This is a genomic window from Paenibacillus sp. cl130 (genome assembly GCF_900116035.1).
Taxonomy (GTDB): Bacteria; Bacillota; Bacilli; order Paenibacillales; family Paenibacillaceae; genus Paenibacillus; species Paenibacillus polymyxa_B.
In genome coordinates this window covers 361007-375545 of record NZ_FOYG01000001.1, presented here as the reverse complement: position 1 = coordinate 375545, position 14539 = coordinate 361007, and the positions used below count along the sequence as shown (strand labels likewise).

Annotated in this window: 14 protein-coding genes; all 14 read left to right on the top strand. The window is 47.2% G+C overall.

Annotated elements, in window-relative coordinates; all coding sequences use genetic code 11:
• Positions 1–193 precede the first annotated feature (193 nt).
• Positions 194–712, top strand: coding sequence for a YceD family protein (locus BM358_RS01710; protein ID WP_023988160.1), 519 nt, complete (start codon positions 194–196; stop codon positions 710–712).
• Positions 713–899: 187 nt separating this feature from the next.
• On the top strand, positions 900–1073 hold the full coding sequence (gene rpmF / locus BM358_RS01705; protein ID WP_007429979.1) for a 50S ribosomal protein L32: 174 nt from the start codon (positions 900–902) through the stop codon (positions 1071–1073).
• 283 nt (positions 1074–1356) lie between these two features.
• Positions 1357–1953: a transcription factor FapR gene (gene fapR, locus BM358_RS01700; protein WP_007429980.1), complete on the top strand. Its 597-nt coding sequence runs from the start codon at positions 1357–1359 to the stop codon at positions 1951–1953.
• On the top strand, positions 1937–2929 hold the full coding sequence (gene plsX, locus BM358_RS01695) for a phosphate acyltransferase PlsX (RefSeq protein WP_023988161.1): 993 nt from the start codon (positions 1937–1939) through the stop codon (positions 2927–2929). The genes fapR and plsX overlap by 17 nt, the downstream gene beginning before the upstream one ends.
• A gap of 8 nt (positions 2930–2937) precedes the next feature.
• Positions 2938–3927 carry a beta-ketoacyl-ACP synthase III gene (locus BM358_RS01690; RefSeq protein WP_023988162.1) on the top strand — a complete coding sequence of 330 codons (990 nt, stop codon included), beginning with the start codon at positions 2938–2940 and terminating at the stop codon, positions 3925–3927.
• Between the two features lie 81 nt (positions 3928–4008).
• Positions 4009–4953, top strand: a complete 945-nt coding sequence (fabD, locus tag BM358_RS01685; protein WP_028542738.1) for an ACP S-malonyltransferase — start codon at positions 4009–4011, stop codon at positions 4951–4953.
• A gap of 50 nt (positions 4954–5003) precedes the next feature.
• The gene (gene fabG, locus BM358_RS01680; protein ID WP_025721716.1) at positions 5004–5753 is read left to right on the top strand and encodes a 3-oxoacyl-[acyl-carrier-protein] reductase; all 750 of its coding nucleotides are present in this window, start codon (positions 5004–5006) and stop codon (positions 5751–5753) included.
• Positions 5754–5861: 108 nt separating this feature from the next.
• The gene (locus tag BM358_RS01675; protein WP_007429985.1) at positions 5862–6095 is read left to right on the top strand and encodes an acyl carrier protein; all 234 of its coding nucleotides are present in this window, start codon (positions 5862–5864) and stop codon (positions 6093–6095) included.
• 228 nt (positions 6096–6323) lie between these two features.
• A complete protein-coding gene (fabF, locus tag BM358_RS01670) occupies positions 6324–7562 on the top strand; it encodes a beta-ketoacyl-ACP synthase II (RefSeq protein WP_023988165.1) in 1239 nt (412 codons plus the stop codon).
• Between the two features lie 12 nt (positions 7563–7574).
• A complete protein-coding gene (gene rnc / locus BM358_RS01665; protein WP_013309856.1) occupies positions 7575–8273 on the top strand; it encodes a ribonuclease III in 699 nt (232 codons plus the stop codon).
• 256 nt (positions 8274–8529) lie between these two features.
• The gene (smc, locus tag BM358_RS01660) at positions 8530–12099 is read left to right on the top strand and encodes a chromosome segregation protein SMC (RefSeq protein ID WP_028542737.1); all 3570 of its coding nucleotides are present in this window, start codon (positions 8530–8532) and stop codon (positions 12097–12099) included.
• Positions 12100–12137: 38 nt separating this feature from the next.
• Complete coding sequence (gene ftsY / locus BM358_RS01655) at positions 12138–13154, top strand: signal recognition particle-docking protein FtsY (RefSeq protein WP_028542736.1); 1017 nt, start codon at positions 12138–12140, stop codon at positions 13152–13154.
• 162 nt (positions 13155–13316) lie between these two features.
• Positions 13317–13967, top strand: a complete 651-nt coding sequence (locus BM358_RS01650) for a PAQR family membrane homeostasis protein TrhA (RefSeq protein ID WP_023988168.1) — start codon at positions 13317–13319, stop codon at positions 13965–13967.
• 166 nt (positions 13968–14133) lie between these two features.
• Positions 14134–14502: a putative DNA-binding protein gene (locus BM358_RS01645; protein WP_023988169.1), complete on the top strand. Its 369-nt coding sequence runs from the start codon at positions 14134–14136 to the stop codon at positions 14500–14502.
• The last annotated feature ends 37 nt before the right edge of the window (positions 14503–14539 follow it).

Genomic DNA, 14539 nt, shown 5'->3' with positions numbered 1-14539 from the left:
TTATTGTACACGAAGAGTGGCGGGGGTACGAATACTCATCGGTACATGTTTAGCACAATGCATTTTTGCTTCTGCATAAAACTTGTCGAACCATTGGAAAACCGGTGGATTTGTGAGTGGTGTAAAGTGAAAGGTGTTGACAAACGACTCGATCAGTCGGTATAATAATTTTTGTTTGTTTGGAGTGATAGTGATGCAACTATTTTTTCGCAAAGTAGCAACAAGTGACGGTCCTTTTCCTATCCGTGAATCTCTTAATGTGAGTGAATTGGTGGATGATCGTGCTGATGTTACGGCCGTTTCCCCGCTGGAGACCGACTTGGTCGCCGTTAGTCTGGGTCAAGGCTTGATGAGCGTAGAAGGCACGTTGACCGCAGGTCTGGACATGCTATGCTCACGCTGTTTAAGCCCGATGCACGAGGATTTAAAGATTGAATTCCGTGAACGGTTCAAGCAAACCTCTTCGAGTGTTGAAGAGGAGGATGAAGATGGCGATTTTATCGCAGTGACGGAGGACTCCTTCGACATTGCACCGTATTGTGAAGAACTGTTTGTACTGCATGTGCCGTTTGCGCCTTTGTGCAGTGAGGATTGTCAGGGAATCGCACCAAAGACCGGACAAAACTGGAGTATTGGCTCCGATGACAGTAACGATGGCGATACGGAAAAGATTGATCCGCGTCTGGCAGGGCTTAAGGATTTTTTTAAATGAGAATTGAGTTCAATTCTGAAAAATCATCATCCGCTTGTGCCGGAGAGTTACTGAACCGATGCGTGGATGTTGCAGGCTTGATTCACCGGCTGTAAGATAATTGCTTCTGGCATTTTCTTTCAGTCTTGAATGAGATAAGAAGTCATACCCGCTATGCGGGGGTGATCTGGTTAAGGAGGTGGGAATAATGGCAGTACCTCAACGGAGAACATCCAAAACTCGTCGCGACAAACGTCGTACTCACTTTAAACTGGCAGTACCAGGTATGGTGAAATGCTCCGAATGCGGCGAATTGAAACTTGCTCACCATGTGTGCAAAGTTTGCGGAACGTACAAAGCTAGAGAGATCATCTCTCAATAATGTCCGATAAGCGGATTCTTTGGAATCTTCGCAGGAAGAGTAGCGCTTCACTTCAGTGAGGCGCTACTTTTTTTTTGTCTGCATGCTTCCTTTTTACGTCAGCATGCTATATACTGTTTTAGTACCAGGTTCTAAGAAAGAAGGGCCGAAGAGGTTCCTTTATACATACAAGAAGACAAATCGGCTTGAAGTTTCGCCGTTAGAAAGTGAAGTAAAGTAACCCGAACTGTCGTCTGAACGACAGTTTATTGTAGGGAAAGGAGGCGTCACTGACATCGAACGTTTGCCGAAGAGACAGAGACAGCAGCGGCTGACTCAATTAATTGATGATAATCCGTTCGTAACGGATCAGGAATTGACAAGACAGCTGAAGGTAAGTATTCAGACTATTCGGCTGGACCGGATGGAACTGGGAATCCCAGAATTGCGGGAACGGCTAAAGCTGATGGCTGAGCGCTCCTACGACCAGGTTCGTTCCTTGCCTTTGCATGAAGTGATCGGGGATATCGTTGATCTACAGTTGGATCGAAGCGGTATTTCGATTTTTGAGATTAAAGAGGAACATATTTTTTCGCGTACTGGCATTGCGCGGGGGCATTATGTATTTGCTCAGGCCAATTCATTGGCCGTTGCCGTGATTAATGATGAGATAGCATTGACTGCATCAGCGGATATACGCTTTGTCCGCCCGGTTCATTTAGGTGAGAAGTGCATTGCCAAGGCATATGTACGCTCAAATCCAGAACAAAAAGGGAAGGCTAAAGTGGAAGTCTTTGCCTACGTAGGAGAAGAAATGGTGTTCCAAGGCAACTTTGTCATTTATCGCTCCACGGAGGAAGAGTATAGCGAAGGAGGAAGTCAGCATGCGGATCGCCATTGATGCCATGGGGGGAGATAATGCTCCTGAGGCGACAGTAGAGGGCGCGCTATCTGCGGCAGCGGAATGGAAGGATACGGACATTACGCTGGTTGGTGACCTGGAACGAATTGAATCGGTTCTGAACGGTAGGGCGTTGCCGACGAACCTCAGCATTCGCCATGCATCCGAAATGATAGATGCGCAGGACGAGCCTGTAAAGGCAGTGCGCCGTAAAAAGGATGCCTCGATGGTCGTAGCTGGTCGAATGGTCAGAGAAGGCGAAGCGGATGCCATGATATCCGCAGGTAATACAGGCGCGCTAATGACCACAGGGTTGCTGGTGGTTGGAAGAATGGAGGGCATTGAACGTCCGGCTCTCGCGCCGATGATACCAACGATAGATGATCAGGGTATTCTAGCGCTGGACTTGGGAGCCAATATGGATGCCAAGCCTGAGCATCTTGCCCAGTATGCACTGATGGGGAGCTTGTATCGTCAGAAAGTTCACGGTGTGTCTTCTCCAAGGGTGGGTCTGCTAAATGTGGGGACCGAAGCTGGGAAGGGCAATGAACTGACGAAGTTGGCATATCCACTTATTGAGCAGTTACCTGTCAATTTTGTGGGTAATGTTGAATCGAGAGATGTGTTAACCGGGAATTGCGATGTACTGGTGTGTGATGGATTTGCTGGAAATATCATGCTAAAATCGCTAGAGGGTACAGCCGGAGCCATATTTTCTCTCTTAAAAGAGCAATTCACCAAATCCTTGAAGACCAAGCTTGCGGCAGCCTTGATTATGCCTGAGCTTCGCAGTCTGAAAGGTAAATTGGATTATAAAGAGCATGGCGGGGCTCCTTTGCTGGGTTTGAGTGGACTCGTCCTGAAAAGTCACGGTTCGTCTGACGGCGTTGCCGTCAAAAATGCGGTAAGGCAGGCTCGTACGGCCTTGCAAAACCGATTGGTAGAAAGTATATCCAAGGAAATCAGCAGGAAGTGAGTGACGATATGAATAAATTACGGCCGGTTGGTGTTATCGGAACAGGGAAATACGTACCTGAGAAAATTCTGACCAATAAAGATTTGGAAGCAATCGTAGAAACAAGTGATGAATGGATTGTCAGCCGTACAGGGATTCAGGAGCGCCATATTGCGGCTCCAGAGCAGGCTACATCTGATTTAGCTTATGAAGCAGCAATTAAGGCGTTGGAGTCCGCGGGTATGACGGCACAGGATCTGGATTTAATTATTGTAGCTACGGTTACACCGGATATGGCGTTTCCGTCAACTGCCTGCATTCTTCAGGACAAATTGGGAGCCAAAGGCGCAGCAGCTTTCGATTTGTCTGCGGCATGCTCGGGTTTTGTATACGGACTGGCTACGGCAACGAGCTTCATTAAGACAGGTATCTATAATAATGCATTAATCATTGGGGCAGACTGTCTTTCTCGGATTACAGATTATACCGACCGCAATACCTGTGTTCTATTCGGAGATGGTGCAGGAGCTGTAGTGATTGGCGAAGTGCCTGAAGGTAGAGGATTCCAATCCTTTGATCTCGGGGCTGAGGGTGCCGGAGGCAGCTTACTCAAGTTGGAAGCAGGAGGCTCGCGTTTGCCTGCGAGTGCAGACACACTGGAAAATAAACAGCACTATATTTACATGAACGGACGCGAAGTGTTCAAGTTCGCGGTTCGTGTTATGGGAACGGCAACGGTCGATGTGTTGGAAAAAGCAGGGCTGTCCAAAGATGATATTGATCTGTTCGTTCCGCATCAAGCCAATGTTCGCATCATCCAATCGGCGATGCAACGTCTGGATTTACCAGAGGAAAAGGTAGTTGTTAATGTTCATAAATATGCGAATACATCGGCAGCATCAATCCCTCTCGCTCTTGTGGAAGCAGCTGAGGAAGGCCGCATGAAGGAAGGCGACCGTGTATTAATGGTGGGCTTTGGCGGTGGCTTGACCTGGGGAGCGTCGGTTCTTGTCTGGTAATAAGATGGAAGTTTTGATATAATATTGAATTTGTGTAGTGTTTTACAGGACAAGCATTGGATACAGAGAGGTGCATACACGATGGGCAAAACGGCATTTATTTTTCCCGGTCAGGGTTCACAAGCTGTAGGTATGGCTAAAGATGCTTATGAAGCAGTTCCAGCTGCAACAGAAGTATTTCGCCAAGCGGACGAACGGTTAGGGTTCGCACTAAGCACACTGATTTTTGAAGGGCCGGACACAGCTTTGAAGCAAACATCCAATACGCAGCCTGCACTGTTAACGGCGAGCATTGCGTTGTATGAAGCGTTCAAGGAAGAAATGGGCATTCATCCCGATTATGTGGCTGGACACAGTCTAGGAGAATACAGCGCGCTAGTCGCTTCCGGTGTTCTCGCATTTGAGGATGCGGTTGAAATCGTTCGTACACGTGGCGAGTTCATGGAGCAGGCCATTCCTGATGGGCAAGGCGGGATGGCTGCTGTGTTGGGAGCTGATCGTGAAGCATTGGCAGCATTGTGCCGTGATATTACGGAGTCTGGTCAACTGGTCGAACTAGCCAACATCAATTGTCCTGGACAAATTGTTGTATCTGGTACGAAGGAGGGCGTAGCTGCTGTCGCTGAACGTGTGAAGGAAGCAGGAGGCAAGCGCGCTATTACTCTGGAGGTTAGCGGTCCTTTCCACTCGTCATTGATGAAGGAAGCAGCGACCAAGCTCTCCGGCAAGTTGGAGGCTGTAACTTTCTCCAAAGCTCAGGTTCCGGTTGTTGCCAATGTAACAGCTAAACCTGTACGTGAGGGGAGCGAAGTTCGCCAACTGTTGGTGGATCAGGTCTATTCTCCGGTACTGTGGGAAGACAGTGTAGCATGGCTACTAGAACAAGGTGTTGACACCTTTGTTGAGTTTGGACCGGGAAGTGTATTGACTGGACTGGTTAAAAAAATCGACAAAACGGTTAAGCTGTATAATATAAGCAGCCTGGAGTCGTTTGCTTCTGTAACGGAAGCCTTGGAGGCCCGTTAAAAGTATAATCATTGCCTTAACGGGTTATATACTTGCAAGGGGGGACTATGATGTCTAAGCCATTGAGTGGAAAAACGGCGCTCGTTACAGGAGCGTCGCGCGGAATTGGCCGTAGTATTGCGTTGGCGCTGGCTGAAGCAGGTGCTAATGTGGCGGTAAACTATGCTGGTAGTGAGGCGGCTGCGACTGAGGTAGCAGAGCAGATTCGTGCCAAAGGTGTAGAGGCTATTACAGTTCAGGCTAATGTCGGTCGCGCTGATGAAGCGGATCAGTTGATCAAGGATGTGATTGGCGCTTGGGGCAAGATTGACATCCTGGTGAATAATGCCGGCATAACAAGAGATAATTTAATCATGCGCATGAAGGAAGAGGAATTCGATCAGGTGATCGAAACGAATCTGAAGGGTGTGTTTAATTGTCTTAAGGCGGCAACACGTCCAATGATGAAGCAGCGTTCTGGCCGAATTATCAATATCTCATCCGTGGTCGGTGTACTTGGCAACGCAGGACAAGCCAACTACGTTGCTGCTAAAGCAGGGGTAATTGGTCTTACCAAATCCTCTGCTCGAGAGCTTGCTTCGAGAGGTATTACAGTGAACTGTGTGGCTCCTGGATTCATCGATACTGAGATGACGCAGGTGCTGGCTGATGATTTGCGTGACAATATGCTGAGCGGTATTCCGCTGGCCCGTCTTGGACGGCCTGAGGAAATTGCTGACGTGGTGCTGTTCTTGGCCTCGGATGCTTCCTCATATATGACGGGCCAGACTTTGCATGTGGATGGCGGCATGTATATGTAGTAGCATGTTGCCAATCCGCATGCCCCGATGAAGAGTTGTCAATGAATACTCTCTTCTATGGCATTTTAATTGTAATTTTCGTATAATACCTAAGAGGAGGTGAGCCGGATGTCCGATGTATTGGAGCGCGTAAAACGCATTGTCGTTGACCGTTTGGGAGCCGACGAAGCCGAAGTTACACTTGAAGCATCTTTTAAAGATGATTTAGGCGCTGATTCTCTCGATGTAGTTGAATTGGTAATGGAATTGGAAGATGAGTTTGATATGGAAATCTCTGATGAAGATGCAGAGAAAATTACAACTGTAGGTGAAGTTGTGAAGTACATACAATCTCATACCTAATTCATGTCATCAAAAGTCCCGTTCTGTTACAGGCGGGACTTTCTCCTAATTATACAGATTGAACTAAAGACGGAATTGCCGTGTGTTTTTGAGTCTGGCTCAGCTTCACTTAGTCAAAGGCTGAGAAGTATGCGGCATTACTAACTTTAGTTGATTCTATATTATTTTTACGCACAAGAGTGTGCGGTCTTAAAATACAATATGCAGTAGACATAGAGGTGATTATCTTTGAAACAACGTGTTGTCATAACAGGAATGGGTGTAATCACTTCGCTGGGACAGGATTTGAACACACTATGGGATAATCTGATGGCTGGAAAATCCGGCGTCAGTGAAATCGAAGCTTTCGATACAAGTGAGTACACTACGAAAATAGCCGCTTCCATTAAAGATTTTAATCCAGAGGATTATATTGAACGTAAGGATGCGCGTAAAATGGACCGCTTTGTGCAGTTTGCGGTTGCTGCTAGTAAATTGGCGCTTGAGGACAGCGGACTTGTAATCGGAGAAAATGCGGATGCTGAGCGTGTTGGTGTATCTGTCGGTTCCGGTATTGGCGGATTGGGAACTTGGGAGGATCAGCACAACGCACTGATTGAAAAAGGACCTAAACGCGTAAGCCCTTTCTTCATCCCGATGATGATTGCTAATATGGGTTCCGGTCAAGTGTCGATTTCACTCGGTGCTAAAGGCCCCAATACATCACCAGTTACGGCTTGTGCCACGGGCAGTCATGCTATTGGTGATTCCTTCCGCATGATTCAGCGTGGTGACGCAGACGCCATGATTTGCGGAGGAGCTGAGGCGACTATTCGTCCGATTGGTATGGCTGGATTTTGTTCCATGCGAGCAATGTCCACGCGTAACGACGAGCCTGAAAAGGCAAGCCGTCCTTTTGATACCGAAAGAGACGGGTTTGTTATGGGCGAAGGCTCTGGTGTTCTTATTCTAGAATCGTTGGATCATGCTTTGAAGCGTGGTGCGCGTATTTACGGTGAAGTGATTGGCTACGGTCTTTCTGGCGATGCCCATCATATGACGGAGCCTGATCCAGAGGGAGCAGCACGCTGCATTAGAATGGCGATCCGTGATGCTGGATTGAATCCTGAAGAGATTGATTATATCAATGCACATGGTACATCTACGCCAGTCGGTGATAAATCCGAAACGGAAGCAGTCAAGAAAACGCTGGGAGAGCATGCCTATAAGGTAGCGATCAGCTCAACTAAGTCGATGACAGGGCATTTATTGGGTGCAGCGGGCGGCGTTGAAGCCGTGATCTGTGGTCTCGCCCTTCAGCATCAGACGATTCCGCCAACGATTAATTTGGATAATCAAGACCCAGCATGCGATCTTGATTATGTACCTAATAAGCCGAGAAAAGCGGAACTGAATGTGGTTATGTCCAATTCCTTTGGTTTTGGCGGTCACAATGCTACGGTTATTCTAAAAAAATATGAAGCATAAGGGGTCAGTTCGTTGAGTGGAGACTTGAAGCAATTACAGCAGAAACTTCATATTCAATTCAACAATCGGCAGCTTCTGAAGCAGGCCTTTACGCACGCTTCCTACGTAAACGAACATCGGTTCAGTCAGCATGCAGACAATGAGCGTCTTGAATTTTTAGGTGACGCTGTTCTGGAACTGACGGTGTCCGAGCAATTGTACAATCAGTACCCTAATCGACCCGAAGGCGAACTCACCAAGCTACGTGCAGCTATTGTCTGTGAGCCTTCTCTGGTGAAGTTTGCTGTCGGGCTTGAGTTTGGGCAATATGTACTGCTTGGAAAAGGTGAAGAGTTGACAGGTGGACGTACTCGTCCGGCTCTGTTGGCTGATGTATTCGAAGCGTTCGTAGGTGCGCTTTATTTGGATCAGGGTCTGGAGGCCGTCCGGTCGTTTCTGGAACGTTATATTTTTCCTCAAATTGTATTAAACGGTAAGCTTCAGATGAGTGATTTCAAAACAGAGCTTCAGGAACTGACGCAGCATCATAACATGGGGATGCTTGAATACAAGATTGTAGAGGAGCGCGGACCAGCCCATGAGCGCGAGTTTGTAGCTGAGGTATATATGGACAGCGAACGGCTAGGGGCAGGTACGGGACGCTCCAAAAAAGAAGCTGAGCAGCAAGCGGCGGCAGTAGCTTTAAACCGTTTGAAGCTGGCAGAATCGTAATCGGTACCTGAGCAGCCCGGACGGGTTACGCAAGCAGGGGACACAAAGTAAGAGCAAAGGGCAGTCCGCGGGGAGTCCCGGCCCGTAATGGCGAATGGACTGCGTTTTGCTCTTTTTTCGTGGCTTTGCTGGTGTAATGTGAGTGTCGGTACTGTGCTTTATACAAGCTAGTTTATGCTACAATAGGGATAATTCATATCAATCAGGTGTACGGTGTTGTACAAGCATATTTGAAATGTTAGAGGTGAGATTGAGCATGTTTTTAAAGCGCATTGAGCTGGCGGGCTTCAAATCGTTTGCAGATAAAACGGAAATGGAATTTGTCCGCGGCATTACGGCAGTCGTCGGACCCAACGGAAGCGGAAAAAGTAATATTTCCGACGGGATTCGTTGGGTGCTTGGCGAACAGAGTGCCAAATCACTGCGTGGCGGCAAAATGGAGGACATTATTTTTGCGGGTAGTGATGCTCGTAAGGCTGTTAATTACGGTGAAGTATCGCTTACGTTGGATAATGAAGATCAGGCGTTGCCTCTGGATTTTGGTGAAGTCACGGTAACACGACGTGTACATCGAAGTGGAGATAGTGAATATTTCATTAATCGGCAATCATGCAGACTCCGAGATATTACAGAGCTGTTTATGGATACAGGGATTGGTAAAGAAGCTTATTCAATTATTGGACAGGGACGCATTGAAGAAATTCTGAGTACCCGATCTGAGGATCGTCGAGGTATTTTTGAGGAAGCTTCGGGTATCGTAAAATATAAATCGCGTAAAAAAGATGCGGTTCGCAAGCTGGATGAAACGGAGCAAAATTTACTGCGTATTCACGATTTGGTTAGTGAACTGGAGGATCAGATTGGACCGCTTAAGGAGCAGTCTGAAAAGGCGATTCATTTTAAAGAGCTACGCGGTGAATTGAAATCCAAAGAAATTTCAATGTACGTCCATCAAATTGAACAAATTCATACTTCGTGGAGCGATGCGACTTCCAAACTAGCTTTGCTGCAGCAGGAGCAACTTCAGTTGTCTACGGTGGTGTCCAGCCACGATGCGATGCTGGAAAGCGACCGCAACGAATTACGCCAGCTGGAGGAGCAAGTAGAGCGGTTGCAAAGGGATCTGCTGCAATACAGTGAAGCGACGGAGAAAAGTGAAGGCTACGGCGAATTGCTCAAAGAGCGCACACGCAATCTGGAGGCTAATCGGGAACAATTGATCTTATCACTTAGCACAAGCGAATCACGGCATTCCGAGCGCAGGAGTGAACTGGATCAACTGAACGAAAAGCTGTCTGCACTGAATGTAGAGCTTGACGAGTTGCGTGGGCGGCTGTCTGACGAAGAGGCCAAACTGATTGGTGTTACAGGCGGAATCAGCCAGGAGCAGGAAGAAAGCCTAAAGGGTGGTCTGCTGGAGCTGATGAATCAGATGGCGCAGGCGCGTAACGAAATTCGTTATACAGACCAACAGAAGGAAGCATTGGAACGGCGTGTGACTCGCGTAAGTGACGAATCCGGCAAATGGGAAGCCCAGAAAGTACAACTTGAACAGCGCAAAAAGGGATTGGAAGCTGCGGTTCAGAAGCTGGGGCAGGAAATCAGTAGTTTGCGTAGTGGCTATATTCAGGGAAGTGAAAAGTACCAGGCCCTGCAAAAACTACTGGAAGAAAACCAGGGTACGGTTCGTAAATGGGAACAAAAGCGTGAGGCTCAAATTTCACGGCGAGATACAATGAAGGAAATGCAGGATGACTTTGACGGCTTCATGCTTGGAGTTAAAGAGGTATTGAAGGCTGCACGAAAAGAAACTTTGCACGGTGTGCATGGAGCGGTAGCGGAGCTGATTCGGGTGCCTGAGCATTTAGAGCAGGCGATGGAAACCGCTTTGGGTGCTTCAGTTCAGCATATCGTGATGGAAAATGAATCCGTATCCAGACAGGCGATCAGTTTTCTAAAGCAACGTCAACTGGGCAGAGCGACATTTTTGCCTATGGATGTTATCCGCCCGCGTCAAATCAGCGCAGGAGAACGCCAAATTGCAGAAGGCGCTGAAGGCTTTGTCGGGATCGGTGCAGATCTTGTTCAGTATGATGATCGATATGCCGGAATTGTAGGCAGTCTCTTGGGGAATGTGGTCATTGCCCGTACGTTGGAAGATGCAAACCGTATTGCGGCCCGTTGCCAATATAGATACCGCGTGGTCACTTTGGAAGGCGATGTTGTCAATGCAGGGGGTTCCATGACTGGGGGAAGCCAGTTCAAGAAAAATGCTAATCTGCTTGGACGTAAGCGTCAGCTGGATCAGTTGGATCAAGACATTGTAGATACGGAGCAGCAAATTGCAAGGTTGCGCCAGAGTGCAATAGATACCAAACGCCAGCTGGAGGAGACACAGACCCGTCTGGACGAGTTGCGTCAGGGCGGCGATGTGAAGCGCGGTGAAGAGCAGCAGATGGCAATGGAGCTCAAGCAACTGGAGCATGAACTTCGTCATGTTCTGGAGCAGGTCGCTGCGTCTGGTCAGGAGAAAAAGGGCTTTGATCAGGAAATCAAGGAGCTGGAAACTTCCCGTGAAGAAGCGTTGATAAAGTTGGCTGCGCTGGAGGAAGAAGAGAAGAAAACGCATCAGGCCATTCACGCTGCCGAATTCGCCCGTAAAGCCAACGAATCTGCCAAAGAGCAGCTGCAGGGAGAGCTCACGAATCTCAAGGTAAGAGAAGGAAAGCTGGACCAGGAGCGCTTTTCATTGGAAGAGCAGCTGCGCAGATTGCGTGGGGATTATGATACTCTTGGTAAGGATTCGAGACAAAACAAGACCTTGCTTGCTTCCATCGAAGCAGATTTGCTGACCAATGAGCAGGAGACCGTGAAACAGATTGAAAATCTCAATCAATACCGTTTGAAAAAGGAAGAAGCCGCACAGCAACTGGAATTCAAGCGGGCTGCACGCAGCAGCTTGTCCAAAAAGCTGGAAGTGGCTGAGAACGACACGAAAGAACAACGAATTCAGCTCAAGTCAGTGGAGGAGTTGCTTCGTCAAACGGAAATTGGAGTAAATCGACTTGATGTGGAACTGGAAAATGTTCTGAAAAAATTAAGTGATGATTATGAACTCAGCTATGAGTTAGCCAAGCAGCGTTACCCTATACCTGAAGATATTGAAGGTACGCAGAGTGAGGTAGAAAGGCTCAAACGTGGTATTTCCGCGTTAGGTGAGGTGAATCTAGGTGCCATTGAGGAATACCAGCGTGTGCATGAGCGTTATACGTTTCTTGATGAGCAAAAGTCTGATTTGGTGGAGGCCAAGACAACGCTTTATCAGGTTATTCGTGAAATGGATGAAGAAATGTCCAAACGCTTTAAGACTACATTCGATGCTATTCGGCGCGAATTTGGAACGGTATTCTCCAAGCTGTTCGGAGGCGGACGTGCTGATCTCGTGCTGCTTGACCCGGAACGCTTGCTGGAGACGGGAATCGACATCGTAGCTCAACCACCGGGCAAAAAACTGCAAAACTTGCAGCTACTGTCGGGCGGTGAGCGTGCGTTAACAGCGATGGCGTTACTATTTGCCATTTTACACGTTAAACCTGTTCCATTCTGTGTACTCGATGAAGTAGAGGCTGCATTGGACGAAGCAAACGTGGTGCGTTTTGCCCAGTATTTACGAGAATTCTCGGAGCAGACACAGTTCATTGTAGTCACACACCGCAAGGGCACAATGGAAGAATCAGATGTGCTATACGGGGTTACGATGGAGGAAGGCGGGGTTTCCAAACTCGTATCTGTCAAGCTGGACAACGATGAAGCTGAGATTGCCTGACATTAAATAACATACTTTCAGACCAACGGAGGGAATCCATGAGTTTCTTTAGGAAATTGAAGGAAAGCATTGCAAACAAAACTGAATCTGTCACAAAACAGTTCAAAGATGGTTTGGAAAAAACACGTAAAGGTTTTGTTGAAAAAGTAACAGACTTGATGATTCGCCGTAAAAAGATTGATGAGGAATTTTATGAGGAACTGGAAGAAATTCTGATCGGAGCGGACGTAGGCGTCAACACGGTTATGAACCTCATTGAAGACCTGCGAGAAGAAGTGAAAAAGCGCAAAATCGAGGACGCATCCGAGTTACAGCCTGTATTGTCAGAAAAGCTGTCTGAGTTGCTGCGGGGTAATGACAATAGTCAGCTCAAAATGAATCCTGACGGGATTACAGTCATTTTATTCGTGGGAGTCAATGGCGTCGGCAAAACAACAACCATTGGCAAGTTAGCTCACCGTTTTAAACAAGAGGGCAAAAAAGTATTGTTGGCTGCTGGGGATACGTTCCGCGCGGGTGCGATTGAACAGTTGGAGGTATGGGGCGAACGGGCAGGTGTAGAGGTTATTAAGCAGCAATCCGGTTCCGATCCGGCTGCGGTTATGTTTGATGCCGTACAGGCTGCCAAGCAGCGTCAAGTGGATGTTTTGTTGTGTGATACCGCAGGACGTCTTCAGAATAAAAGCAATCTAATGGAGGAACTGAACAAAATTTTCCGTGTGATTCAACGCGAAATTCCAGATGCTCCACATGAAGTGTTGTTGGTACTTGATGCGACGACTGGACAAAATGCACTTAACCAAGCAAAGCTGTTTGGTGAGAAAAGCGGTGTAACCGGGCTGGTACTAACGAAGTTGGATGGTACAGCGAAGGGCGGAATTGTTGTGGCCATCCGTCAGGAGCTGAATTTGCCTGTTAAGCTGGTGGGCTTAGGTGAAAAAGTGAATGATCTTCAACCGTTTGATTCCGAGCAATTCGTTCATGCGTTGTTTGCGGGGTTGATTCAGGAAGAGACGGTCGAAGCAACTGCTACAGGTGAGGAAGAACAGAACTGATACGTTTAAAGTAGGCTTTCATGCTACGTTTGGGACTAAGTAGCCATCCTGTTGCTGCTCAAGTTCGCCCAGATGTATAATGAAAGCAAGAAGTCTGTCGATGCCGTATATGTAATGTATCTTGTATGTAAAATATAAATCAGGAAGTCGGGTGAAAAACCGATGGCAAACACCTATACCTACTCCCGACGGGAAGAAGTAGCCAACGCCATTACACATGGAATTGGAGCCGTTTTAAGCGTAGCAGCGCTTGTGTTGCTCATTGTTTTTGCTAGCATGAAAGGAACCACTTGGCATGTCGTCAGCTTTACGATTTACGGGATTACGATGTTGCTGTTGTACACCAATTCAACGTTGCTTCATAGCCTGCGTGAAGGGAAAATGAAAGATTTGTTCGAAATATTCGATCATTCTTGCATTTACCTGTTCATTGCAGGTAGCTACACCCCGTTTATGCTCGTTGCACTGCGAGGTACTATGGGATGGACGCTGTTTGGAGTGATTTGGGGGATTGCACTGTTTGGTGTGTTGTTCAAGGCGTTTTTCACCAAGCGCTTTCTGTTTATGTCTACCGTGTTTTACATTGTGATGGGCTGGCTCATCACCATTGCCTGGAATCCTCTTGTTGCGACTGTTCCCGCCGGAGGGATGACGTTATTGTTCGTAGGTGGTCTAATGTATACGTTGGGCACGATTTTCTATGTGTGGCGGGCATTTCCATATCACCATGCGATCTGGCATCTGTTTGTTTTGGCAGGCAGCATACTTCATTTTCTGGCTGTTCTGCTGTATCTCACTCCAGTAAGGGTTTAAGTAACAGTGGGCAAAAAGCCGATCCGTACTTCCGTTTAAGGGCAGTGGATCGGCTTTTTTTTGTATGACAAGGGATAACGCTTGACATCTTCTTTTCTTTTATGTATCATAAGGAACGTTGAAAAGAACTGTAAAGTGTTTTTCCTTGACGATGGAGGTATACAAGATGAGTCAGGAGAATCGGCTGGAAAAGACAAACCGGATTAACCGACTGTTTGACTTCTATGAACCTCTGCTTACAGAGAAGCAACAGATGTTTTTAAAATATTACTTCCATGATGATTTTTCTTTAGGGGAAATTGCATCGGAATTTCAAATTAGCCGTCAGGCAGTGTATGAACATATTAAACGTGCTGAACAGGTATTGGAAATGTACGAGGAAAAGCTTGGTTTGCTAAGTAAGTATGAGCGTAGAATCCAAGATCTCGAAGAATTAAATAAGACGTTGTATGAGGCATTCGGTAAAATCGGTGAGTCCGATGAAGGCACTCTGCAACATGTCCATCAAATTGTAAATCGCCTGCAGGAATTGTAGGACATATAGATATAAGAACAAACAACCCTGGTAGACA

Coding starts and splice junctions, on each gene's coding strand:
- fabG (WP_025721716.1), top strand. CDS start 5,004: ATGTCTAAGCCATTGAGTGGAAAAACGGCGCTCGTTACAGGAGCGTCG.
- BM358_RS01675 (WP_007429985.1), top strand. CDS start 5,862: ATGTCCGATGTATTGGAGCGCGTAAAACGCATTGTCGTTGACCGTTTG.
- BM358_RS01690 (WP_023988162.1), top strand. CDS start 2,938: ATGAATAAATTACGGCCGGTTGGTGTTATCGGAACAGGGAAATACGTA.
- BM358_RS01645 (WP_023988169.1), top strand. CDS start 14,134: ATGAGTCAGGAGAATCGGCTGGAAAAGACAAACCGGATTAACCGACTG.
- BM358_RS01650 (WP_023988168.1), top strand. CDS start 13,317: ATGGCAAACACCTATACCTACTCCCGACGGGAAGAAGTAGCCAACGCC.
- plsX (WP_023988161.1), top strand. CDS start 1,937: ATGCGGATCGCCATTGATGCCATGGGGGGAGATAATGCTCCTGAGGCG.
- smc (WP_028542737.1), top strand. CDS start 8,530: ATGTTTTTAAAGCGCATTGAGCTGGCGGGCTTCAAATCGTTTGCAGAT.
- ftsY (WP_028542736.1), top strand. CDS start 12,138: ATGAGTTTCTTTAGGAAATTGAAGGAAAGCATTGCAAACAAAACTGAA.
- fabD (WP_028542738.1), top strand. CDS start 4,009: ATGGGCAAAACGGCATTTATTTTTCCCGGTCAGGGTTCACAAGCTGTA.
- BM358_RS01710 (WP_023988160.1), top strand. CDS start 194: ATGCAACTATTTTTTCGCAAAGTAGCAACAAGTGACGGTCCTTTTCCT.
- rpmF (WP_007429979.1), top strand. CDS start 900: ATGGCAGTACCTCAACGGAGAACATCCAAAACTCGTCGCGACAAACGT.